The organism is Streptomyces genisteinicus (assembly GCF_014489615.1).
GTDB classification, from domain to species: Bacteria; Actinomycetota; Actinomycetes; order Streptomycetales; family Streptomycetaceae; genus Streptomyces; species Streptomyces genisteinicus.
In genome coordinates, this window is sequence record NZ_CP060825.1 from 2238980 (window position 1) to 2262873 (window position 23894).

At 71.3% G+C, this 23894-nt stretch carries 21 protein-coding genes; 10 read left to right on the top strand and 11 right to left on the bottom strand.

The genetic code is table 11. The annotated features are described in order from the left end of the window. Positions 1-208 precede the first annotated feature (208 nt). The 4 genes from ppdK to IAG43_RS09865 form a co-directional block, all read right to left on the bottom strand. Positions 209-2917, bottom strand: a complete 2709-nt coding sequence (gene ppdK, locus IAG43_RS09850) for a pyruvate, phosphate dikinase (RefSeq protein WP_187740374.1) — start codon at positions 2915-2917, stop codon at positions 209-211. A gap of 395 nt (positions 2918-3312) precedes the next feature. Continuing rightward, positions 3313-4464 carry a tRNA dihydrouridine synthase DusB gene (gene dusB, locus IAG43_RS09855; RefSeq protein WP_187740375.1) on the bottom strand — a complete coding sequence of 384 codons (1152 nt, stop codon included), beginning with the start codon at positions 4462-4464 and terminating at the stop codon, positions 3313-3315. A 204-nt stretch (positions 4465-4668) separates the two neighbouring features. Beyond that, complete coding sequence (locus tag IAG43_RS09860) at positions 4669-6126, bottom strand: basic amino acid/polyamine antiporter (protein WP_187740376.1); 1458 nt, start codon at positions 6124-6126, stop codon at positions 4669-4671. 249 nt (positions 6127-6375) lie between these two features. Next, entirely contained in the window at positions 6376-6591 is a 216-nt protein-coding gene (locus IAG43_RS09865; protein WP_187740377.1) for a DUF6243 family protein, read from the bottom strand. A 258-nt stretch (positions 6592-6849) separates the two neighbouring features. Between IAG43_RS09865 and IAG43_RS09870 the strand changes: the two genes are divergently transcribed. Together IAG43_RS09870 and IAG43_RS09875 are read left to right on the top strand one after the other, a co-directional pair. Continuing rightward, on the top strand, positions 6850-7881 hold the full coding sequence (locus IAG43_RS09870) for an aldo/keto reductase (RefSeq protein WP_187740378.1): 1032 nt from the start codon (positions 6850-6852) through the stop codon (positions 7879-7881). A 52-nt stretch (positions 7882-7933) separates the two neighbouring features. Then, positions 7934-8515, top strand: a complete 582-nt coding sequence (locus tag IAG43_RS09875) for a TetR/AcrR family transcriptional regulator (RefSeq protein WP_187740379.1) — start codon at positions 7934-7936, stop codon at positions 8513-8515. 294 nt (positions 8516-8809) lie between these two features. On the opposite strand, the gene IAG43_RS09880 is transcribed toward IAG43_RS09875, so the two are convergent. After that, positions 8810-10192 carry a glycine--tRNA ligase gene (locus tag IAG43_RS09880; RefSeq protein ID WP_187740380.1) on the bottom strand — a complete coding sequence of 461 codons (1383 nt, stop codon included), beginning with the start codon at positions 10190-10192 and terminating at the stop codon, positions 8810-8812. A gap of 153 nt (positions 10193-10345) precedes the next feature. Between IAG43_RS09880 and IAG43_RS09885 the strand changes: the two genes are divergently transcribed. The 4 genes from IAG43_RS09885 (at position 10346) to IAG43_RS09900 (ending at position 13609) form a co-directional block, all read left to right on the top strand. Then, positions 10346-11374, top strand: a complete 1029-nt coding sequence (locus IAG43_RS09885; RefSeq protein WP_187740381.1) for a metal ABC transporter substrate-binding protein — start codon at positions 10346-10348, stop codon at positions 11372-11374. A 26-nt stretch (positions 11375-11400) separates the two neighbouring features. Further along, entirely contained in the window at positions 11401-12165 is a 765-nt protein-coding gene (locus tag IAG43_RS09890; RefSeq protein ID WP_187740382.1) for a metal ABC transporter ATP-binding protein, read from the top strand. Continuing rightward, positions 12162-13067, top strand: coding sequence for a metal ABC transporter permease (locus IAG43_RS09895; RefSeq protein WP_187740383.1), 906 nt, complete (start codon positions 12162-12164; stop codon positions 13065-13067). Before IAG43_RS09890 ends, IAG43_RS09895 begins: the two co-directional genes overlap by 4 nt. Positions 13068-13177: 110 nt before the next feature. Continuing rightward, a complete protein-coding gene (locus IAG43_RS09900) occupies positions 13178-13609 on the top strand; it encodes a Fur family transcriptional regulator (RefSeq protein ID WP_187740384.1) in 432 nt (143 codons plus the stop codon). 108 nt (positions 13610-13717) lie between these two features. Here the strand turns inward: IAG43_RS09900 and IAG43_RS09905 are convergent, their stop codons facing one another. Beyond that, positions 13718-14563, bottom strand: a complete 846-nt coding sequence (locus tag IAG43_RS09905) for an isoprenyl transferase (RefSeq protein WP_187740385.1) — start codon at positions 14561-14563, stop codon at positions 13718-13720. A 22-nt stretch (positions 14564-14585) separates the two neighbouring features. Further along, the gene (gene recO / locus IAG43_RS09910) at positions 14586-15332 is read right to left on the bottom strand and encodes a DNA repair protein RecO (RefSeq protein ID WP_187740386.1); all 747 of its coding nucleotides are present in this window, start codon (positions 15330-15332) and stop codon (positions 14586-14588) included. Positions 15333-15500: 168 nt separating this feature from the next. Between recO and IAG43_RS09915 the strand changes: the two genes are divergently transcribed. Beyond that, a complete protein-coding gene (locus tag IAG43_RS09915) occupies positions 15501-16013 on the top strand; it encodes a DinB family protein (protein WP_187740387.1) in 513 nt (170 codons plus the stop codon). Between the two features lie 16 nt (positions 16014-16029). On the opposite strand, the gene IAG43_RS09920 is transcribed toward IAG43_RS09915, so the two are convergent. Beyond that, positions 16030-16245 (bottom strand): hypothetical protein, encoded by a 216-nt coding sequence (locus tag IAG43_RS09920; RefSeq protein WP_187740388.1) that lies wholly within the window; start codon positions 16243-16245, stop codon positions 16030-16032. A 298-nt stretch (positions 16246-16543) separates the two neighbouring features. Here IAG43_RS09920 and IAG43_RS09925 point away from each other — a divergent pair, with 298 nt between their 5' ends. After that, positions 16544-17911, top strand: a complete 1368-nt coding sequence (locus tag IAG43_RS09925) for an FAD-dependent oxidoreductase (protein WP_187740389.1) — start codon at positions 16544-16546, stop codon at positions 17909-17911. Between the two features lie 95 nt (positions 17912-18006). Here IAG43_RS09925 and IAG43_RS09930 read toward each other — a convergent pair whose 3' ends face one another. After that, entirely contained in the window at positions 18007-18699 is a 693-nt protein-coding gene (locus IAG43_RS09930; protein ID WP_246574205.1) for a TerB family tellurite resistance protein, read from the bottom strand. 205 nt (positions 18700-18904) lie between these two features. Beyond that, positions 18905-20668, bottom strand: a complete 1764-nt coding sequence (leuA, locus tag IAG43_RS09935; RefSeq protein WP_187740391.1) for a 2-isopropylmalate synthase — start codon at positions 20666-20668, stop codon at positions 18905-18907. Between the two features lie 296 nt (positions 20669-20964). On the opposite strand from leuA, the gene IAG43_RS09940 reads away from it, so the two are divergent. Then, complete coding sequence (locus tag IAG43_RS09940) at positions 20965-22023, top strand: M4 family metallopeptidase (protein WP_187740392.1); 1059 nt, start codon at positions 20965-20967, stop codon at positions 22021-22023. A gap of 55 nt (positions 22024-22078) precedes the next feature. Further along, positions 22079-22345 (top strand): protealysin inhibitor emfourin, encoded by a 267-nt coding sequence (locus IAG43_RS09945; RefSeq protein WP_187740393.1) that lies wholly within the window; start codon positions 22079-22081, stop codon positions 22343-22345. A gap of 542 nt (positions 22346-22887) precedes the next feature. On the opposite strand, the gene era is transcribed toward IAG43_RS09945, so the two are convergent. Continuing rightward, the gene (gene era / locus IAG43_RS09950) at positions 22888-23829 is read right to left on the bottom strand and encodes a GTPase Era (RefSeq protein ID WP_187740394.1); all 942 of its coding nucleotides are present in this window, start codon (positions 23827-23829) and stop codon (positions 22888-22890) included. Positions 23830-23894: the final 65 nt, after the last annotated feature.

A 23894-nucleotide genomic window follows, 5' to 3' on the forward strand; every position in this document is an offset into this window, starting at 1 on the left:
CGAAGCGCGGACAGCGGAAGGGGCAGGCGCCTCGCACAGGGCGCCTGCCCCTTCCGCTGTGATTCCGGGACCGCCACCGGGACGCCGGTGAGGGTCGGGTACTGGCTCCGGGTTTCGTGCCCCGGCCCGGATGGCGGCCCCGGAACGGTCCGTGCTCGGGCGCCGTTGACCGAGCACCTCCCGCCGCCGGCGGGAGTCCTCGCCCGCCTCAGCGGGAGTCGCTGCCCGCCGACTGAGCGGCCGCGCGGCCCGCCTCGAGACGCGCCACCGGGATCCGGAACGGCGAGCAGGAGACGTAGTCGAGGCCCACCTCGTGGAAGAAGTGCACCGACTCCGGGTCGCCGCCGTGCTCGCCGCAGACGCCGAGCTTCAGGTCGGGCCGGGTGGCCCGGCCCGCCGCGGCGGCGTCGCGGACCAGGGCGCCCACGCCGTCCTTGTCGATCGTCTCGAACGGACTGACGCCGAAGATGCCCTTCTCCAGGTAGGCGGTGAAGAAGCTCGCCTCCACGTCGTCGCGGGAGAAGCCCCACACCGTCTGCGTCAGGTCGTTGGTGCCGAAGGAGAAGAACTCCGCGGCCTCCGCGATCTGGCCGGCGGTCAGCGCCGCCCGCGGCAGCTCGATCATCGTGCCGAGGGCCAGCTTCAGGTCGACGCCGGTCTTCCGCGCGACCTCCGCGATGACCGCCTCGGACTCGTCGCGGACGATCTCCAGCTCCTGGACCGTGCCCACCAGCGGGATCATGATCTCCGCACGCGGGTCGCCCTTCGCCTCCACACGCTCGGCGGCGGCCTCGGCGATGGCCCGCACCTGCATGCCGAACAGGCCGGGGATGACCAGGCCGAGGCGGACACCGCGCAGACCGAGCATCGGGTTCTGCTCGTGCAGCCGGTGCACGGCCTGGAGCAGGCGCAGGTCGTTCTCGTTGGCGTCCTTGCGGGCCTCGGCGAGGGCGACGCGCACCGACAGCTCGGTGATGTCGGGCAGGAACTCGTGCAGCGGCGGGTCGAGCAGGCGCACCGTCACCGGCAGCCCGTCCATCGCCTCGAACAGCTCGACGAAGTCCTTCTTCTGGAGCGGCAGCAGGGCCTTCAGGGCCTCCTCGCGCTCCTCGTCGGTGTCGGCGAGGATCAGCTTCTCGACCATCTCGCGTCGCTCGCCGAGGAACATGTGCTCGGTGCGGCACAGGCCGATGCCCTGGGCGCCGAAGCGGCGGGCGCGCAGCGCGTCCTCGGCGTTGTCCGCGTTGGCGCGTACGCGCAGCCGGCGTACCCGGTCCGCGTAGGCCATGATCCGGTGGACCGCCTGGACGAGCTCGTCCGCGTCGTCGGCGCCGGCGTGCATCCGGCCCTCGAAGTACTCGACGACGGGGGACGGCACGACAGGGACCTCGCCGAGGTAGACCTTGCCGGTGGAGCCGTCGATGGAGACGACGTCGCCCTCCTCGACGACCGTCCCGCCCACCGTCATCCGGCGGCGCTTGGTGTCGACCTCCAGGTCCTCGGCGCCGCAGACACAGGTCTTGCCCATGCCGCGCGCGACGACGGCCGCGTGCGAGGTCTTGCCGCCGCGCGAGGTCAGGATGCCCTCGGCGGCGATCATGCCGTCCAGGTCGTCCGGGTTGGTCTCACGGCGGATGAGGATGACCTTCTCGCCCGACCGCGACCACTTGACGGCCGTGTAGGAGTCGAAGACGGCCTTGCCGACCGCCGCGCCCGGCGACGCGGCGATGCCGCGGCCCAGCAGCTCGGTGGTGGCGCCGTCGTCGAAGCGGGGGAACATCAGCTGTGCCAGCTGCGCGCCGTTGACCCGCTGGAGCGCCTCGGCCTCGTCGATCAGGCCCTGGTCGACGAGCTGGGTGGCGATCCGGAAGGCCGCGCCCGCGGTGCGCTTGCCGACGCGGGTCTGGAGCATCCACAGCTGGCCGCGCTCGATGGTGAACTCGATGTCGCAGAGGTCCCGGTAGTGGTTCTCCAGGGTCTCCATGATCTGCATCAGCTGGTCGTACGACGCCTTGTCGATGGACTCCAGGTCCGCCAGCGGCACGGTGTTGCGGATGCCGGCGACGACGTCCTCGCCCTGGGCGTTCTGCAGGTAGTCGCCGTACACGCCCTGGTGGCCGGAGGCGGGGTCCCGGGTGAAGGCGACGCCGGTGCCGGAGTCCGGGCCGAGGTTGCCGAAGACCATGGAGCAGACGTTGACCGCGGTGCCGAGGTCGCCGGGGATGCGCTCCTGGCGGCGGTAGAGCTTGGCGCGGTCGGTGTTCCACGAGTCGAAGACCGCGTGGATCGCGAGGTCCATCTGCTCGCGCGGGTCCTGCGGGAAGTCCCGTCCGGCCTCGGCCGTGACGATCTCCTTGAAGCGCGCGACGAGCTTCTTCAGGTCGGCGGCGTCGAGGTCGGTGTCGACGGCGACCTTCTTGGCGGCCTTGGCCTCGTCCAGCGCGTCCTCGAAGAGCTCGCCGTCGACGCCCAGCACGGTCTTGCCGAACATCTGGATCAGGCGGCGGTACGAGTCCCAGGCGAAGCGCTCGTCGCCGGCCTGGGCGGCGAGGCCCGTGACCGACTCGTCGGAGAGGCCGATGTTGAGGACGGTGTCCATCATGCCGGGCATCGAGAACTTGGCTCCCGAGCGCACCGACACGAGCAGCGGGTCGTCGGCCTGGCCGAGCTTCTTGCCCATGGACCGCTCCAGGGCGTCGAGGTGCGCACTCACCTCGTCGCGGAGCGCGGGCGGCTCGTCGCCGCTGTCGAGGTAGACCTTGCACGCCTCGGTGGTGATCGTGAACCCGGGAGGGACCGGAAGTCCGAGGTTGGTCATCTCGGCGAGGTTCGCGCCCTTGCCACCGAGAAGGTCCTTCAGATCCTTGTTGCCCTCGGTGAAGTCGTAGACGAACTTCTGATCTTTGTTTTCCGACACGGGTCTCGACTCCTCGAGGACTCGGGTGGCTGCCCTGACGGCGAGGAACATACCCAGATCAAAGGCGTCTGGGTACGTCCACTTGCGCGTCATACGGCCTTAACCACTCGTCCGCCACCAGATCGAAAGTGCCCGACGCGCACGGATGAGCGGAATGATTCCTTCGACTTCTGAACGCATCAGCGCGAAGCGTGATCGTTGATCGATCATCCATCAACGGAGGGTGAGAACCGCCGGCACGCCTCGAACGCCAAAAGGGTGGCACTGAGTGCCACCCTTCGGGAGGTGCAGGCGTCCAATTTTCGCTCATCTGAGCGCGACCCCTATCAGGGGTGGCGAGGATCACGCCGTCCGGGCGGCCGGAATTCCATCATCCGGACCCGGTGGCACCGGGCTCAGCCGCCCGAGGTGTCCAGCTCCGCGTCCTCGCCGACACCCGCGCAGTCGTAGGGATCCTTCAGCCAGCCGTCCGGCAGCACCACACGGTTGTTCCCCGACGTCCGGCCCCGGGGACCGTCGGCGCCCGCGGGCCACGGCTGGTCCAGGTCCAGCTCGCTCAACTGAGCGCCGAGCTCTTCCAGGGACGAGGTCACCGCCAGCCGCTTGCGCATCTCGGAACCCACCGCGAAGCCCTTCAGGTACCAGGCCACGTGCTTGCGGAAGTCGATGACGCCGCGCGACTCGTCGCCGATCCACTCCCCCAGCAGCGTCGCGTGGCGCAGCATCACGTCCGCGACCTCGCGCAGCGCGGGCTTCGCGTACTCGCCGGGGCGGCCCTCGAAGGCCGCCACCAGGTCCCCGAAGAGCCACGGCCGGCCCAGGCAGCCCCGGCCGACGACCACGCCGTCGACGCCCGTCTCGCGCACCATCCGCAGCGCGTCGTCGGCCGACCAGATGTCCCCGTTGCCGAGCACCGGGATCTCCGGGACGTGCTCCTTCAGACGGGCGATGGCGTCCCAGTCCGCCGTGCCCCCGTAGTGCTGCGCGGCCGTGCGGCCGTGCAGCGCGATGGCCGTCACCCCTTCGTCGACGGCGATCCGGCCCGCGTCGAGGAAGGTGATGTGGTCGTCGTCGATGCCCTTGCGCATCTTCATGGTGACCGGCAGGGCGCCCGCGTTGCCCACCGCCTCGCGGAGGATCGCGCGCAGCAGGTTCCGCTTGTACGGGAGGGCGGAGCCGCCGCCCTTGCGGGTCACCTTGGGGACCGGGCAGCCGAAGTTCAGGTCGATGTGGTCGGCGAGATCCTCGTCCACGATCATCCGCACGGCCTTGCCGACCGTCACCGGGTCCACGCCGTACAGCTGGATCGAGCGCGGCGTCTCGGTCGCGTCGAAGTGGATCAGCTGCATGGTCTTCTCGTTGCGCTCCACCAGGGCGCGGGTGGTGATCATCTCGCTGACGAACAGGCCCTTGCCCCCGCTGAACTCGCGGCACAGGGTGCGGAACGGGGCGTTGGTGATCCCGGCCATGGGGGCGAGCACCACCGGCGGCTGCACGGTGTGCGGGCCGATCCGGAGGCTGGAGGCGGCGGTGGCGAGCGTGGTCATCCGCCCATTGTCCCGCATCCGCCGGACCCCTCGGCGGCCGCGTGGGGCACGGCACCCGCGGCTCCGGCACCGGGTGCCCCGTCCTGCCGCCGGCGCCGTCCGGCCGCGGACGGGGCGGGGCGCCTCCGGTCCGCGGCGCGGGGCGGGCCGCCTCCGGTCCGCGGCGCGGGGCGGACCGGGGCGGGTGGGCCCGGTCTCACCCGTTCACAGGCTGATCCAGCCGACGGCGAGGGCCACCACGCCCAGCACGGCCCCCGCCACGGAGACCGCGCAGATGATGAGCTCGCGCGGGGAGAACAGCGGCCGGCCCTGCTCGCGGCGGGCCTTCACGAACAGCAGCGTCGCCGGCGCGTAGACGATGAACGACACGAGCACGAACTTCAGCCCGGCGGCGAAGAGCAGGAACGCGGTGTAGCCGGTGGCGACGGCGGCCACCGTGATCTCCCGCCCCGTGACGGCGCCGCCCGCCGTCCGCTCGTCCGGACGCAGCCCGGTCTTCAGGGCGAACGCCGCCGCCAGCAGGAACGGGATCAGGCTCAGCGCACTGGTGAGGTCGAGCGCGAAGTTGAAGGCGTCGTCCGAGAACAGCGTCACGATCAGCACGAGCTGGCTCAGCAGCGTCGTCATCATCAGCGCGGGCACCGGCACGTCGTCGCCGGACGAGCGGCCGAGGAAGCGGGGCATGTCCTCGTCCTTCGCCGCCACGAACAGCACCTCGGCGGCCATCAGCGTCCACGCCAGATAGGCGCCGAGCACCGACACGATCAGCCCGACGCTGATGAACACCTTCCCCCAGGTGCCGACCGCGTGCTCCAGGACGCCGGCCATGGACGGCTGGCGCAGCTCGGCGATCTCGCCCATCGGCATGATGCCGTAGGACACGACGGTGACCGACGCGAAGACGGCGAAGACGCTCAGGAAGCCGAGCACGGTCGCCCTGCCGACGTCGGCGCGCCGCTTGGCGTGCCGGGAGTACACGCTGGCGCCCTCGACGCCGAGGAAGACGAAGACCGTGGCCAGCATGGTGCCGCGGACCTGGTTGAACAGGGACCCGGCGTAGTCCGCGCCCGCGAAGTTGTCGGCGAAGACCCCGGCGTCGAAGTAGAAGAGCGCGATCACGACGAAGACGAGGATCGGGACGATCTTGGCGACCGTGACGACGCGGTTGATCGCCGTGGCCTCCTTCACCCCGCGGCGGATCAGCAGGAAGAACCCCCACAGCCCGAGCGTGGAGAGCACCGCGGCGAGCAGGGTGTCGCCGTCGCCGAGGGCGGGCCAGACCGCGCCGATGGTGGACATGATGAGGACCCAGTAGGTCACGTTGCCGACGCAGGCGCTGGCCCAGTAGCCGAACGCCGAGAAGAAGCCCAGGTACTCGCCGAAACCGGCCTTGGCGTACGCGTACACACCGGCGTCCAGGTCGGGCCGGCGCACGGCCAGCGACTGGAAGACGAACGCCAGCATCAGCATGCCCGTCCCGGCGATCGCCCAGGCGATCAGGGCCCCCGCGACCCCGGTCTCCTGCGCGAAGCGGCTCGGCAGGGAGAAGACGCCGGCCCCCACCATCGAGCCGACCACCATCGCGGTGAGCGTCGTCAGGGACAGCTTCGCCGTCGGCGGGGGGATCTCGTGGCTCCCGGTCCGTTCGATGCTCCCGCTCATGGCGCCCCCACTCGGCTTCTGGGGCGACGCGGCAGCGACGCCCGTGCGACGAGCGGAAATCTATCCCTCCGGCGGGCAATATGTCCGCTATTGGGTGATGCGGGACGTGTCCCCGGCGGTCGGGGGCGAGCCCCGGAAACGCGAAGGGTCCGGACCGCCGGCGGAGCGGCGGTCCGGACCCTCGGCGGGTGCGCGGGATCAGGAAGTGCGCGGGGTCATGAAGTGCGCAGGATCAGGAGATGCGCGGGATCAGGAGGCGGAGCCTTCCTGCCCCTCAGCGGCCGGAGCGGGCTGCTCCGCTCCGGACTCGGCGCGCTCGCGCATCCTGCGCAGCAGCTCCTGCTTCTGGTCGACGGCCGCCTTGCGGTCGGCCGCCTCGGCGCGCACGTCGCCCTGCGCGCCGCTGCGGGACAGCTTCTTGCGCTGCCCTCCGACACCGAGGAGGTTGTTGCGGCTCTTGGCCATGGGGTTCTCCCATCGGGGTGAGAAGTGACTGGTGACGCGTCCGGCGTGGGCGGCGTGGCCGCCGCGCTCTCACTCGTAGATCTGGAAGAACGAAGACATGCCCCGAAGGTAGCGCGCCCCTCGCCCCCGGGGCATCCGATTTTCCGCGGAACACCCGATCGACGGATGACTGATGACAGATATTGAAATCTGTCATCAGTCATGCCATCGTGGAAGGCGACCCGATCGAACGGCACCGACACGTCCCCGGGAGACCTCATGACCTCCTCCGCCGCCCAGCTCCCCCGCCCCGTCCGCACCCTCGGCGCCACCGGGCCCCAGGTCTCGGCCCTCGGCCTCGGCTGCATGGGCATGTCCGCGCTCTACGGGGCCGCCGACCGCACGGAGTCGGTCGCGACGATCCACGCCGCCCTCGACGCCGGCGTCACCCTCCTCGACACCGGCGACTTCTACGGCATGGGCCACAACGAGCTGCTCATCGCCGAGGCCCTGCGCACCGCACCCCCCGCCGCCCGGGAACAGGCGGTCGTCAGCGTCAAGTTCGGCGCTCTGCGGACCGTCGAGGGCGGCTTCACCGGATACGACGGCCGCCCCTCCGCGGTGAAGAACTTCGCCGCCTACAGCCTCCAGCGCCTCGGCACCGACCACATCGACGTCTACCGGATCGCCCGCGTCGACCCGGACGTACCGATCGAGGAGACCGTCGGCGCCATCGCTGAGCTGGTGGAGGCGGGGCACGTCCGCCACATCGGGCTGTCGGAGGCCGGAGCGGACACCATTCGCAGAGCCGCGGCCACCGCCCCGGTGGCGGACCTCCAGATCGAGTACTCCCTGCTGTCGCGCGGCATCGAGGAGACGATCCTCCCGACCGTCCGTGAACTCGGCATCGGCGTGACCGCCTACGGGGTGCTCTCCCGCGGCCTGATCAGCGGGCACTTCACCCGGGACCGCGAGCTGACGGCGGGCGACTTCCGCGGCATGAGCCCCCGCTTCCAGGGCGCGAACCTCCACCGCAACCTGGACCTGGCCGACCGCCTGCGCACCGTGGCGGAGCAGAAGGGCATCAGCACCGCGCAGGCGGCCATCGCCTGGGTGCTCAGCCGCGGCACGGACATCGTGCCGCTCATCGGCGCCCGCACCCGTGTGCGTCTCCAGGAGGCACTCGGCGCACTGGACGTCGCCCTCACCGCGGACGACCTGGCCGCGATCGAGCGGGCCGTGCCCGCGGGCTCGGCGGCCGGCGAGCGGTACCCGGCGGCGCAGATGGCCCATCTGGACAGCGAGCACTGATCCTTGGGTACGGTCGCGTGAGCCGTGACCACCGAAAGGCAGCGCAGACGCCATGACGCCCGAAGCCCTCACCCCCGAGCGCATCCTCGAAGCCACCGAGGAGGTGCTGCGCCGCTACGGCCCGGCGAAGGCGACCGTCGTCGACGTGGCACGCGCGCTCGGCGTCAGTCACGGCAGCGTCTACCGGCACTTCCGGACCAAGGCGGAGCTGCGGGAGGCGGTGACCCACCGCTGGCTCGGCCGGACCGAGGGCACGCTGGAGGAGCTGACCGCCTCGCCCGGCCCCGCCCCCGAGAAGCTGCGCGACTGGCTCGCGACGCTCTTCGAGGCCAAGCGGGAGAAGGCGGGCGGCGACCCCGAGCTGTTCGCGACGTACAACGTGCTGATCGACGAGAGCAGCGGTGTCGTGGACCGGCATCTGACGGTGCTGGAGGACCAGGTCCGGCGGATCCTGGAGGAGGGGGTGGCGGCCGGGGAGTTCGAGGCCCCCGACCCGGCGGCGTCGGCACGGGCGGTGTTCGCCGCCACCGCGCGTTTCCACGACCCGGCCCACGCACCCGGCTGGCGCTCGCCCACCGCCGACACCGAGTTCGACGAGGTGGTGGGGTTGCTGCTGCGCGGCCTCCGCCCCTGAGCCCAGGCCCCTCGTCCCGGGCCGGGGCCCCAGGGGCCTGACCTTCACAGGGGCTCCCGCCGCCCGGGGGCTCGCAGACCGGGGCCCGGCACCAGCCCGGGGGCCAGAGCCCGGCCCCGTTCCGCTGCCCGACTGCCCGGCTCCCGGCCCGTAGCCGGTCCGCCCGGCGGGCGGGGGCGGCTCCCGGCCCGGCGGGCGGGGGCCGCCCCCGGCCGACCCGTTCCCGGACGCGCCGGAGCCCCCGGCCGACTCGGCGTCGGCCGGGGGCTCCGGCGGGTGTCCGCGGCGCGGGTGTCAGCAGCCGAGCAGACGGCTGCCGAGGTAGCCCTGGATCTGGTCCAGGGACACGCGCTCCTGCTTCATGGAGTCACGCTCGCGCACGGTGACGGCGTTGTCGTCGAGCGTGTCGAAGTCGACGGTGACGCAGTACGGCGTGCCGATCTCGTCCTGGCGGCGGTAGCGGCGGCCGATGGCGCCGGCGTCGTCGAACTCGATGTTCCAGTTCTGCCGGAGGTCGGCGGCGAGGCCCTTCGCCTTCGGCGAGAGCTGCGCGTTGCGGCTCAGCGGCAGGACCGCGACCTTGACCGGTGCGATGCGCGGGTCGAGGCGCATCACGGCGCGCTTCTCCATGACGCCCTTCGCGTTGGGCGCCTCGTCCTCGTTGTAGGCGTCCAGCAGGAAGGCCAGCATCGTGCGGCCGACACCGGCCGCGGGCTCGATGACGTACGGGGTCCAGCGCTCGCCGGCGTCCTGGTCGAAGTACTGCAGGTCGGTGCCGGACGCCTTGGAGTGCGCGGACAGGTCGTAGTCGGTGCGGTTGGCGACACCCTCGAGCTCGCCCCACTCGCTGCCGCCGAACTGGAAGCGGTACTCGATGTCGGCGGTGCGCTTGGAGTAGTGGGAGAGCTTCTCCTGCGGGTGCTCGAACCAGCGCATGTTCTCCTCACGCAGGCCGAGACCGGTGTACCAGTTCCAGCGCTGCTCCATCCAGTACTCCTGCCACTTCTCGTCCTCGCCCGGCTTGACGAAGAACTCCATCTCCATCTGCTCGAACTCGCGGGTGCGGAAGATGAAGTTGCCGGGCGTGATCTCGTTGCGGAAGGACTTGCCCATCTGCGCGATACCGAAGGGCGGCTTCTTGCGCGAGGTCTGGAGCACCTGGCCGAAGTTGGTGAAGATGCCCTGCGCCGTCTCGGGACGCAGGTAGGCGACGGAACCGGAGTCCTGGGTCGGGCCGAGGTGGGTGGAGAGCAGACCGGAGAACTGCTTGGGCTCGGTGAAGGTGCCCTTGTTGCCGCAGTGGGGGCAGCTGAGGCCGGCGAGGCCGTTCTCGGGGAGGCGGCCGTGCTTCTCCTCGTACGCCTCCTCCAGGTGGTCGGCGCGGAAGCGCTTGTGACACGAGGTGCACTCGGTCAGCGGGTCCGTGAAGGTGGCGACGTGGCCCGAGGCCTCCCAGACCTCGGTGGCCAGGATCACCGACGAGTCGATACCCACGACGTCCTCGCGCGAGGTGACCATGTAGCGCCACCACTGGCGCTTGATGTTCTCCTTGAGCTCGACACCCAGCGGCCCGTAGTCCCAGGCGGCACGCTGACCGCCGTAGATCTCACTGCAGGGGTAGACAAAGCCACGGCGCTTGCTCAGGTTGACGATCGTGTCGATCTTGTCGGCGGCCACGGTGCTCTCTTCAGTACGACGGCGAACGGCGAATGCTTCAGGTTACCGGCGGCCGCACCCCTGGGATCAAATCGGTAAGCGTCCGGTCCGGGTGACGGAGACCGCAGTCAGGTTTATTGACAATCGTTTCCGTTTTTGATGAAAATGACTGTCATGAACGTACGCCGTCTGATACCCACCACCGCCGTCGCCGGAGCCGTCGGGCTCGGCCTGCTGGCCGTCTCCGCCTGCTCCACCTCCGACGCCGCCGAGCGCACGGACGACGGCAGGCTGAAGGTCGTGACGTCGTTCTACCCGATGCAGTTCCTGGCCGAGCGGATAGGCGGCGACAACGTCTCGGTGACCACCCTCACCAAGCCGGGCGTGGAGCCGCACGACCTGGAGCTCAAGCCCCGTCAGACGGCCGAGCTCAACGACTCCGGGTTCATCCTCTACCTCAAGGGCGTGCAGCCCGCCGTCGACGAGGCCATCGCGCAGGCGGACGTCGCCCACAAGGTGGACGCGGCCGAGCTGACCTCCCTGAAGACCTTCGGCGACGAGGGCCACGCCCACGAAGAGGGCGAGCACGGCCACGACGACGGGCACGCCCACGAGGAGGGCGACGGTCACGCCCACGAGGACGAGGCCGGCCACGAGGGCCACGACCACGCCGCCGAGGGCGGGGCCAACCCGCACATCTGGCTCGACCCCGCGAAGTACGCGGAGGTCGCCGAGGGCGTCGGCGCCCGGATGGAGAAGGCCGACCCCGACCACGCCGCGGAGTACAAGAAGAACACCGAGGACCTCGTCGCCGAGCTGACCGCCCTCGACAAGGACTTCGAGCAGGGCCTGAAGAACTCCGCCACCAAGACCTTCATCACCACCCACGCCGCCTTCGACTACCTCGCCGAGGCCTACGGGCTGAAGCAGGAGAGCATCGCGGGCGTCAGCCCCGAGGCGGAGCCCAGCCCGGCCCGCATCAAGGAACTCCAGACGATCGCGAAGAAGGACAAGGTCACCACCGTCTTCTTCGAGACCCTCGCCAGCGACCGGACCGCGAAGACCCTCGCGAAGGACACCGGCCTGAAGACGGACGTCCTCGACCCGCTGGAGGGCATCACCGAGAAGTCCCAGGGCGACGACTACACCGAGGTCATGCGCTCCAACCTCGCCGCGCTGCAGAAGGCCCTCGGCGCGAAGTGACACCAGCAGACGAAAGGCGGCCCGCCATGAGCACCGAGCCGGTCATTTCCGTCCGGGGAGCCCGCGCCACGCTCGGCTCCCGGCCCGTCCTGCGCGGCATCGACCTCACCGTGACCCGCGGTGAGGTGGTGGCGCTGCTCGGCGCGAACGGCTCCGGCAAGTCCACGGCCGTGCGCTCCCTGATCGGCCAGGTGCCGCTCGACGAGGGGCGCGTGGAGCTGTTCGGCACCGAACTGCGCCGCTTCCGCCAGTGGCGGCGCATCGGCTACGTGCCCCAGCGCACCACCGCCGCCAGCGGGGTGCCCGCGACCGTGCGCGAGGTCGTGGCCTCCGGCCGGCTGTCGCGTGCCCCCTTCGGCCTGCCCTCGCGCGCCGACCGGGCCGCCGTGCGGCGGGCCGTGGAGCTGGTCGGCCTCGCCGACCGCGCCAAGGACCCGGTGGGCGCCCTCTCCGGCGGGCAGCACCAGCGGGTGCTGATCGCCCGCGCGCTGGCCTCCGAGCCGGAACTGCTGATCATGGACGAGCCGATGGCCGGCGTGGACCTGGCCAGCCAGGAGGTCCTCGCGGGGACGCTGCGCGAGCAGGTCGCGGCCGGGACCACCGTGCTGCTGGTGCTGCACGAGCTGGGCCCGCTGGAGCCGCTGATCGACCGCGCCGTGGTGCTGCGCGACGGCTGCGTGGTCCACGACGGCCCGCCCCCGGAGGCAGTCGGCCAGCACGCGCTGCCCGGCCACGACCACGTACATCCGCACGCGGCCGACGAGCCGCTCCGCACAGGACTGCTGACATGATCGAAATGCTCCAGTCCCCGTTCATGCAGCGGGCACTGATCGCGGCCCTGCTGGTCGGCGTCACCGCGCCCGCCGTCGGCATCTACCTGGTGCAGCGGCGCCAGGCCCTGATGGGCGACGGCATCGGCCATGTCGCCATGACCGGCGTGGGGCTCGGCTTCCTGATGTCGGCCAACCCCATCTGGATGGCCACCCTGGTCTCGGTGCTCGGCGCCGTCCTCATGGAGCTCATCCGCACCTACGGCCGCACCCGGGGCGACATCGCGCTGGCCATACTCTTCTACGGCGGCATGGCGGGCGGCGTGCTGCTGATCGAGCTGTCGGACTCGGGCTCCACCGCCAATCTGACCAGCTACCTCTTCGGCTCGCTCTCCACGGTGTCCGACAGCGACGTCACGGCGATCGTGCTGCTCGCCGCGTTCGTGGTGGCGGTCTCCCTCGGTCTGCGGCGGCAGCTGTTCGCCGTCAGCCAGGACGAGGAGTTCGCCCGGGTCACCGGGCTCCCGGTCCGCGCGCTGAACCTGCTGATCGCGGTGACCGCCGCGGTCACGGTCAGCGTCGCCATGCGGGTCGTCGGACTGCTGCTGGTCAGCGCCCTGATGGTGGTCCCGGTGGCCGCCGCGCAGCAGCTCACCCGCTCGTTCCGGGCCACCTACGCCCTGTCGGTCCTGATCGGCGTCGTGGTCGCGCTCACCGGCACGACCACCTCGTATTTCCAGGACGTGCCGCCGGGAGCGACCATTGTGATGCTGGCCATCGGCGTCTTCGTCGTGCTGACCGCGCTGGCCACGCCGCTCGCCCGGCGGCGGGCGAGGGCCCTGGAGGCGAGAGGCCAGGAGGGACCGGAGTGCACGGCCCCGATGCCGGGCAGCAGACGTCCGAACGACGACGTCAAGATCTGAACCGGCGTGCGGCGCCCGCTGGGCGCCGCGCACCGGTGGCACGGAACACGTCCGCGTGAGGGCCTGGCAGAATGGCCCGACACATGTGCGGGCGAGGCGAGGAGGCTCCAGTGACCACGGCGCCAACCGGCGGGAACACCGCCCCGGTGCGAGGACGGTCCACCCGGCAGCGTGCCGCGGTGGCGGCGGCGCTCGACGAGGTGGACGAGTTCCGCAGCGCCCAGGAGCTGCACGACATGCTCAAGCACCGCGGTGACTCGGTCGGCCTGACCACGGTCTACCGCACGCTCCAGTCGCTCGCCGACGCGGGCGAGGTCGACGTGCTGCGCACCAGCGACGGCGAGTCCGTCTACCGGCGCTGCTCCACCGACGACCACCACCATCACCTGGTCTGCCGGATGTGCGGCAAGGCCGTCGAGGTCGAGGGCCCCGCCGTCGAGCAGTGGGCCGAGGCCGTCGCCGCCCAGCACGGCTACGTGAACGTGGCCCACACCGTGGAGATCTTCGGCACCTGCGCGGAGTGCGCCGCGAAGCCCGCCTGATCCCCTCCCCGGCTCTCCCGCCCCGGCCGCGCCCCGCGCGACCGGGGCGGTGGCGTGCCGGCGCGTCCTCCGCGGCGCCCGGCCGGGCGCCGCGGGCGCCTGTCCCGGTCAGCCGGCCGCGGGGTCCGGGCGGCCCTGCATCGCGGCGATCTCCTCGTTGGGGATCGCACCGCCGAACCGGCGGTCGCGCTGGGCGTACTCGAGGCAGGCGCGCCACAGGTCACGCCGGTCGAAGTCGGGCCACAGCACGTCCTGGAACACCATCTCGGCGTAACTCGACTGCCAGATGAGGTAGTTCGACGTCCTCTGCTCACCGCTGGGGCGCAGGAAGAGGTCCACGTCCGGCATGTCCGGGTAGTAGAGGTACTTCTGGAAGGTCTTCTCGTTGACCTTGCCCGGGTCCAGCTTCCCGGCGGCGACGTCCCGCGCGATGGCCTGCGCGGCGTCCGCGACCTCGGCCCGGCCGCCGTAGTTGACGCAGAAGTACAGCGTCATGGCGTCGTTGCCGACGGTCTGCTCCTGCGCGACCTGGAGCTCCTGGACCACGGACTTCCACATCTTGGGCATCCGGCCCACCCAGCGGATGCGGATGCCGAGCTCGTCCATCTCGTCGCGCCGGCGGCGGATGACGTCCCGGTTGAAGTTCATCAGGAAGCGGACCTCGTCGGGCGAGCGCTTCCAGTTCTCCGTGGAGAAGGCGTAGAGGGAGAGGTTCTTGACGCCCATCTCCAGGCAGCCCTTGAGCACGTCGAGGACGACGCCCTCGCCGACCTTGTGGCCCTCGGTACGCGGCAGGCCGCGGTCCTTCGCCCAGCGGCCGTTGCCGTCCATGACGCAGGCCACGTGGTTCGGCACCAGCTCGGACGGGATCCGGGGCGGACGGGCACCGGAGGGGTGCGGCTCGGGGACCTTGTACTCGCGGCGGGACCGTCCCAGGATTCCGCGTCGTGCCATGCGGCTCACCACTCCTCGTCAGCTACTTCTCTACGTACCTCAGAGAGCGCAGGCCACGCTCCAGGTGCCAGTGCAGATACGCGGACACCAGCCCGCTGCCCTCCCTGACGTGACGCGCCTCGCACGCGTCCGCCGTCGGCCAGTCGCCCGTGAGCAGCGCGCTCAGCAGGGCGATGGCCTCCGCAGAGGGTACGACGCTGCCGGGCACCCGGCAGTCACCGCATATGGCGCCGCCCGCGGCGACGGAGAAGAACCGGTTGGGCCCGGGCAGTCCGCAGCGGGCGCAGGCGTCGAAGCTGGGCGCGTAGCCGTTGACGGCCAGGGAGCGCAGCAGGAAGGCGTCGAGCACGAGGTTCGGCGCGTGCTCGCCCCGCGCGAGGGTGCGCAGACCGCCGACGAGCAGCAGGTACTGCTGCACCGCCGGCTCGCCCTCGTGGTCGGTGAAGCGTTCGGCGGTCTCCAGCATGGCGGTGCCGGCCGTGTAGCGGGCGTAGTCGGTGACGATGCCGCTGCCGTAGGCGGCGATGGTCTCCGACTGGGTGCACAGCGGCAGACCGCGCCCCACGAGCTCGCTGCCCCGCGCGAAGAACTGCACGTCGACATGGGAGAAGGGCTCCAGTCGCGCCCCGAACTTGGACTTGGTGCGCCGCACTCCGCGTGCCACCGCCCGGACGCGGCCGTGACCGCGGGTGAGCAGCGTGATGATGCGGTCCGCCTCACCCAGCTTCTGGGTGCGCAGGACGACACCGTCGTCACGGAAGAGGCTCATGCCCGCCATTCTCCCGCACCCCGGGCCGCTCCCCGGCCCCGGTCCGCGAACCCGACCGGACAGGCGGGCATGCGTGTCCGGTCCTGAGGCGCGGGCCCTCCCCCTACCCCCCCTCGGACCGGAAAAGCCGGTGCGGTCGCGGCGGGAGGGGCACTAGCGTCCGCGGACATGACACTTCCCCGGGAACGACCCCCATTCAGCGCGGACGAGCGGACCCAGCTCACGGGCTGGTTCCGGATGCAGCGCGAGATCGTCCACTTCAAGTGCGAGGGCCTGGCCGAGGAGGACGCGCACCGCGCGGTCCTGCCGTCCTCGCCGCTGATGACGGTGGCGGGGATCGTCTCCCATCTGCGGTGGACCGAGCAGACCTGGTTCGAGGTGCTCTTCCTCGGCCGTCCCGCCGACGGCCCCCAGTTCTCCGAGGACCCCCAGGACCTGGACATGCGGGTGGAGGGCGTGCCTCTCGCACGGCTGCTCGACGACTACCGCGAGCAGTGCGCGATATCGGACGAGATCATCGCCGCCCACGGCCTCGACGAGGTGGGCCGCCATCCCGACTTCCGCTCGGCCGGCGCCTCGCTGCGCTGGATGGTGATCCACATGATCGAGGAGACCGCCCGGCACGCCGGGCACCTCGACGCGATCCGCGAGCTGCTGGACGGCGAGACGGGCTACTACTGACCCGGCGGGCGGACGATCAGGTCACCTCGCCGCGGCTGCGCGCGTTCACATAGGCCGTCGCGGCGCTGATGCGCTCCGCGGCGGTGGCCGGCCGGACCTCGTCGGGTTCGCACTCCCACTCGCGGCCCCCGCCGACGGGTCTCAGCGCGACGAAGGGGCCGGCCGGCCCCATGAACCGGCCCACGCGTCCGGTGCGGGTGTCGACGACGTAGGTACCGATGGGCAGGGTCATGGCGTGCGACCCCCTTCCCCGGGCAGAGCTGCCGCGATCAGACGGTCAGTGTCCACCGCGCGGCGCTCCGATCCGGCGAGCGGATGCGGCGTGTCCCGGGTGATACGGGCGCCGCAGCGGTCCACGAGCACCCGGGACACGCCCGCGCGGCCGGCCGCGGGCGCCTCTGTCAAGAGGGCCTTTGAGAACCCATAAGTCTGCCTTATGAGCTCATAGAAGGGGACCGGGTACAGACTTAGGCTTGCCTTTGTTTAGGGTTGTCGACGAGCCTCTTGTCGCCGCTCGAAGGGAATCTGCCATGCCCCGCCCCCTGCGGGTAGCCATCGTCGGAGCCGGCCCCGCCGGAATCTACGCCGCCGATGCGCTGCTGAAGTCCGAGGTGGCAGCCGCCGATCCCGGCGTCTCCATCGATCTCTTCGAGCGCATGCCCGCGCCCTTCGGCCTGATCCGTTACGGCGTCGCCCCGGACCACCCGCGCATCAAGGGCATCATCACCGCCCTGCACCAGGTGCTCGACAAGCCGCAGATCCGCCTCTTCGGCAATGTGGACTACGGCACCGACGTCACCCTCGACGACCTGCGCACCTTCTACGACGCGGTGATCTTCTCCACCGGCGCGACGGCGGACCGGGCGCTCGACATCCCGGGCGTCGAGCTGGACGGCTCGCACGGCGCGGCCGACTTCGTCTCCTGGTACGACGGCCACCCGGACTGGCCCCGCACCTGGTCCCTGGAGGCCGAGAAGGTCGCGGTGCTCGGCGTCGGCAACGTCGCCCTCGACGTGGCCCGCATCCTCGCCAAGACGGCCGAGGAACTGCTGCCCACCGAGATCCCGCCGAACGTCCACGAGGGTCTGAAGCTCAACCGGGCCAAGGAGATCCACGTCTTCGGCCGGCGCGGCCCGGCGCAGGCGAAGTTCAGCCCGATGGAGCTCCGCGAGCTGGACCACTCCCCCACCATCGAGGTCATCGTCGACCCCGAGGACATCGACTACGACGCCGGCTCCATCGAGACCCGCCGCGGCAACAAGCAGGCGGACATGGTCGCGAAGACGCTGGAGAACTGGGCGATCCGCGACATCGGCGAGCGCCCGCACAAGCTGTTCCTGCACTTCTTCGAGTCCCCGTCCGAGATCCTCGGCGAGGACGGCAAGGTCGTGGGCCTGCGCACCGAGCGCACCGCGCTCGACGGCACGGGCAACGTCAAGGGCACCGGCGAGTTCAAGGACTGGGACGTCACGGCCGTCTACCGCGCGGTGGGCTACCTCTCCGACGAACTGCCGAAGCTCCCCTGGGACGTCGCCTCGGGCACCGTCCCCGACGAGGGCGGCCGGGTGATCGAGGAGTCCGGCGGGCACCTGGACTCCACGTACGTCACCGGCTGGATCCGCCGCGGCCCGGTCGGCCTCATCGGCCACACCAAGGGCGACGCCAACGAGACCGTCGCCAACCTGCTGGCCGACCACGCCGCCGGCCGCCTCCAGACCCCGGCCAGCCCCGAGCCCGACGCCGTGGAGGGCTTCCTCTCCGGCCGCGGCGTCCGCTGGACCACCTGGGAGGGCTGGTACAGGCTGGACGCCGCCGAGAAGGCGCTGGGCGAGCCCGAGGGCCGCGAGCGCGTGAAGATCGTCGAGCGCGAGGACATGCTGAAGGCGAGCGGCGCGTAGGCACGCTCGGCCCCGGCGACGGACGGGCCCGGTGGCGAGAGCCGCCGGGCCCGTCGGCGTGTGCGGGCACGCCGGCCCCCGGCGCGGGGCGGGACTCAGAAGGGGGTGCGGGCGGTCTCCATCAGGCGGGCGGTGTCGTCCTCGGCGAGGCGCAGCGCGGCGCCCACGGTGGTGAGCACCTCCCGCTCGGCCTGGGTGTAGGGGCCGTCGGCGAGGGCGATCCGGGCGCCCTGGAGGAGGATCGACTCCCGTCCCGCGGGGGCGAGATGGGGGGTCAGCGGTTCCAGGGCCTCGTGGAGCTCGATGGCGAGGGCGGCGCCGTACGGGGTGGTGTCGGCGACGTACCGGCCGGTGTCGGCGGCGAGGTCGTCGATGAGGGAGACGAGCTGGTCCTCGGTGCAGCCGTCGAGCCCGGCGGCCCGGAGGGTGTGCACGGCGGTCTCCAGCACCGGGCGCGAGGAGGTGCCGCCGGAGGCGAGCACGGCGAGGGCGACGGTGTGCACGGCGTCCCGGAGCATCGCGGAGAAGCGGCCGGTGGTGGGGTGGTCGAGGGCGTCGGGGCCGAAGTGGGTGTGGCAGGCGGCGCATTCGACGACGGGCCCGGTGCTGCCCCTGCCGAGGAGGGGCACCCCGAGGAGGGTGAAGCGGCGCCGTCCGGTGCGGCGGCGGTAGTTGCGGTCGCCTCCGCAGTCCGCGCAGAAGAACTCGCCGTCGCCGATGGTGGTCCATGACGTACGAGTGCCGCAGACCCGCACTTTTCGGCCCAGATCACTCAGGGTTGGCAGCACGTCACACCTCCGCAATGCTGCGGCAACATTGCCGCGTGGACGTGATGTTAGCCACACGACCGACGCCGCGTCAGCACCCCGTCGGGAGGTTGCCCGCGACATGGCCGGATCCGCGCGTTCCGCGAGCCCGCGCCGGGCGGTGCGGAGGAGCCGGGTGCGCCCGCTCCGGGGCGCACCCGGCTCCTCGCCGGAAGGCGGTGGCGTACTACCGAGTCGCGCGGTTGACGGCGGAGACGACGGCCTTCAGGGAGGCCCGGGTGGTGTTGGCGTCGATGCCGATGCCCCACAGGACCTTTCCGTCGATCGCGCACTCGATGTACGAGGCGGCCTGCGCGGACGCGCCCTCGCTCATGGTGTGCTCCTGGTAGTCCAGCAGCCGCACGTCGACGCCCACGGCGTTCAGCGCCTCGAAGAACGCGGAGATCGGTCCGTTGCCGGAACCGGTCAGCAGCGTCTCGGCGCCGTCGACGACCGCCTCGACGGTCAGGGTGTCGACGCCGTCCTTGTCGGTGGTGGTCTGCCCGGAACGGATCTGGATGCGCCCCCACGGGTTGCGCGGGTCGGGCAGGTACTCGTCCTGGAAGACGGACCAGATCGCGGCGGGGGTGACCTCGCCGCCCTCGGTGTCCGTCTTGGCCTGGATGATCCGCGAGAACTCGATCTGCATCCGGCGGGGCAGGTCCAGCTTGTGGTCGTTCTTCAGGACGTAGGCGATACCACCCTTGCCGGACTGGGAGTTGACCCGGATGACGGCCTCGTAGGAGCGGCCGACGTCCTTGGGGTCGATCGGCAGGTACGGGACGGCCCACTCGATCTCGTCGACGCTCTTCCCGGCGGCGGCCGCGTCGGCCTCCATCGCGTCGAAGCCCTTCTTGATGGCGTCCTGGTGGGAGCCGGAGAAGGCGGTGTAGACCAGGTCGCCCGCGTACGGGTGGCGCGGGTGGATCTCCATCTGGTTGCAGTACTCGCTGGTGCGGCGGACGTCGTCGATCTGCGAGAAGTCCAGCTGCGGGTCCACGCCCTGGGAGAACAGGTTCATGCCCAGGGTGACCAGGTCGACGTTGCCGGTGCGCTCGCCCTGGCCGAACAGGCAGCCCTCGATGCGGTCCGCGCCGGCCATGACCGCCAGTTCGGCGGCGGCGACGGCGGTGCCGCGGTCGTTGTGCGGGTGGACGGACAGGCAGACGTGCTCGCGGCGGGTCAGGTTGCGCGACATCCACTCGAAGCGGTCCGCGTGGGTGGAGGGCGTCGAACGCTCCACGGTCGCGGGCAGGTTGAGGATGATCTCGCGGCCCGGTCCGGGCTGCCACACGTCGCAGACCGCCTCGCAGACCTCCAGGGCGAAGTCCAGCTCGGTGTCGGTGAAGATCTCGGGGCTGTACTGGTAGCCGAAGGCGGTCTCCGGGCCCAGCAGCTTCTCCGCGTACTCCATGACCAGGCGGGTGCCGTCGACGGCGATCTGCCTGATGTCGTCCTTGGAACCGCGGAAGACGACCCGGCGGAAGGTGGGCGCGGTCGCGTTGTACAGGTGGACGGTGGCGCGGCGGGCGCCGATCAGGGACTCCACCGTGCGCTCGATCAGATCCTCGCGGGCCTGGGTCAGCACCGAGATGGTGACGTCCTCGGGGATCGCGCCCTCTTCGATGATGGAGCGTACGAAGGCGAAGTCCGTCTCGCCGGAGGAGGGGAAGCCGACCTCGATCTCCTTGAAGCCCATCCGTACCAGCAGGTCGAACATCTCGCGCTTGCGCGCGGGGCTCATCGGGTCGATCAGGGCCTGGTTGCCGTCGCGCAGGTCGGTGGACAGCCAGCGGGGCGCCTTCGTGATGCGCTGCTCGGGCCAGGTGCGGTCGGGGATGTCGACGGCCTCGTACCGGCCGTACTTGTGGATCGGCATGCCGGACGGCTGCTGGGTGTGCGTCGTGTTGGTGATCGGGGTCGGACGGCCGATCCACTGCGACTGCGTCATGGCGTTGGGCTCCTCGGAATCCTGCGGGGATGGGGGCCGACCGTGGTCGAGAGCAGCACCAGACTCCGCGGGGAGGGGGTCGGCCTACGACTACAGGCCCTCGCCGCGGCAGCTAAGGAGAAGCAGCCCGAAACGCATGATGCCCAGAAGACTAGCCGAGCCCCGGCGGGAGCGTGGGACCCGTTTCAGTATGCGGGACGACCGATGAGTAAAGCCCAGAAGTGGCACATCACTCCATTTCGGTAATCGCCTTCACTTTCCGTGACATCAGGCGTGCGCACTGCCACTGTCCAGGAATGGACAACCACACCCCGGTCTTCTGCACCATCGTCCCGCCGCACATCCTCGACAGGCTGGCGCGCTCGGACGACCCCGCCCTCGCCGGCCCCGCCCGCCGCACCCTGCAGGCGGACGCCGCCCAGCGCACCGGCCGGCGCCTGACCACGGTCGCCGGCGCCGCCGCCCGGACCGCCGCGGCCCCCGCCGCCGGCCCCCGCCGCACCCTCCACGACGCCCGCAACGGCACCGACCTGCCGGGCGTCGTGGTGCGCCGCGAGGGCGAGGAGCCGGTCGCGGACGCCTCCGTGAACCGGGCCTACGCGGGCCTCGGCGCCACCTTCGAGCTGCTGCTGGACGCCTACGGACGCAACTCCGTCGACGGCGCCGGGCTGCCGCTCGACGCGACCGTCCACTACGACGAGAAGTACGGCAACGCCTTCTGGAACGGCGAGCAGATGGTGTTCGGCGACGGCGACGGCGAGATCTTCCTCGACTTCACCGTCTCCGTCGACGTGATCGCACACGAACTGGCCCACGGGCTGACCCAGTACACGGCCAACCTCAGCTACTTCGGCCAGCCGGGCGCCCTCAACGAGTCGGTCTCCGACGTCATCGGCTCCCTGGTGCGCCAGCGCACCCTCGGGCAGACCGCCGACGAGGCGGACTGGCTGATCGGCGCAGGCCTGCTCGCCCCGCGGGTCTCGGGCACCGCGCTGCGCTCCCTGAAGGCCCCCGGCACGGCGTACGACGACGACGTGCTGGGCAAGGACCCCCAGCCCGCGACGATGGCCGACTACGTCCGCACCGGCCGCGACAACGGCGGTGTGCACATCAACTCGGGCATCCCCAACCACGCCTTCTACCTGCTCGCCACCCGCCTCGGCGGGCGGTCCTGGGAGCGCGCGGGCCAGATCTGGTTCGACGTGCTGACCGGCGGCGACCTGCCGGTGGACGCGGACTTCGCGAGCTTCGCCCGTCTGACGGTGGCCGCCGCCGCCGACCGCTACGGCGAGGGCGAGGAGCACGACGCGGTGCTGAAGGCCTGGTCGCAGGTCGGGGTGGACACCCGCACCTGAGCGGACCGCCGGGCCCCGCTGTCGCCCCGCCACGATCCGTACTAGAACGGAGACCATGCGTATCCAGGTGAGGCGTACCGGCGGATTCGCCGGCATCGAGAAGACGGCCGAGATCGACACCGCGGACCGGGCCGACGCCCAGGACGTGCGGGCCCTGGCCGAGCGGGCCGCCGCGGACGGCCACGACGAGCCGCCGGTCGGTGTGCCGGACGGCTTCGTCTACCAGCTCACCGTCGACGGTCGGACGGTCCACTGCTCCGACCCCCGGCTGACCCGGGCGCAGCGCGACCTGATCTCGCTGGTCCTCAGGGACGGCGCCTGAGACGCCCGGCCGCTGCACCACCGGGGCGGACGGACACCGCCGCCCGCCCCACCATCGGGCCGGTGCGTTCGCCGCGACTGGTCCTCAGGGACGGCGCCCTGAGACGCCCGGCCGCTGCACCACCGGGGCGGACGGACACCGCCGTCCGCCCCACCATCGGGCCGGTACGTCCACCGCGGACACGGGGCGCGCAGGAGGCGTAAGCGCCCGACGGTCCTCAGGCTAGGGCAACACAAGTCTGGGGCGAGCGGGCGCTCTAGCCTCCGGAGGGACCCGCAACCCCCACCCCACGCACCGGACCAGCGCCGTGCAACCCAAGCCCGTCCGGCGCTTGAGGACACCCGCGCGCAGCGGGGGTGCACCACCCCCGCCCGCACACAGGGCGCAAGCCCAACCACGCAACAAAGCCTGTCCGGCGCCTGAGGACAACCCGCGCGCAGCGTGGGTGCGCCACCCACACACCCGCACCCAAACGTGCACCCGCACCCGCGGAAACCGCACCCTGTCCGGCAAGGACCCCGCAGCGCAGGCCCCCCACCCCGTCAGAAGCCGAGCTTCCGCAGCTGCTTCGGGTCGCGCTGCCAGTCCTTGGCGACCTTCACGTGCAGATCCAGGTAGACCGGCGTCCCCAGCAGCGCCTCGATGTGCTTGCGGGACTTCATGCCGACCTCCTTCAGCCGCGCACCCTTCGGGCCGATGATGATGCCCTTCTGGCTGGGCCGCTCGATGTAGACGTTGGCGTGGATGTCGAGCAGCGGGCGGTCCGCCGGGCGGTCCTCGCGGGGGATCATCTCCTCGACGACCACCGCGATCGAGTGCGGCAGCTCGTCGCGCACGCCCTCCAGAGCGGCCTCGCGGATCAGCTCCGCGACCATCACCTGCTCGGGCTCGTCGGTGAGGTCGCCCTCCGGGTAGAGCGGCGGGCTCTCGGGCAGCAGCGGGATGAGCAGGTCGGCCACGAGCTGCACCTGCTGGTCGCCGACGGCGGAGACCGGGACGATCTCCGCCCACTCGATGCCCAGTTCCCGTCCCAGCTGGTCGATCGCGATGAGCTGCTCGGCCAGCGTCTTCGAGTCGACCAGGTCGGTCTTGGTGACGATGGCGACCTTCGGGGTCTTCCTGATCCCGGCGAGCTCCTTGGCGATGTAGCGGTCGCCGGGGCCGAGCTTCTGGTCGGCGGGCAGGCAGAAGCCGATGACGTCGACCTCGGCCCACGTCGTGCGCACGACGTCGTTGAGCCGCTCGCCGAGGAGGGTGCGCGGCTTGTGGAGGCCGGGCGTGTCCACCAGGATCAGCTGGGCCTCGGGACGGTGCACGATGCCCCGCACGGTGTGCCGGGTGGTCTGCGGCCGGTTGGAGGTGATGGCCACCTTCTGGCCGACCAGAGCGTTCGTCAGGGTGGACTTGCCCGCGTTGGGGCGGCCGACGAAGCAGGCGAAGCCGGCCCGGTGGGGGGCTTCGGAGGACTGGGTACGAGCGCTCATGGCGCTTATTGTCCCTGATCCCGGACGCGGTCGGTGACGCGCGCCCGGGACGGTGGCCGGCGAGC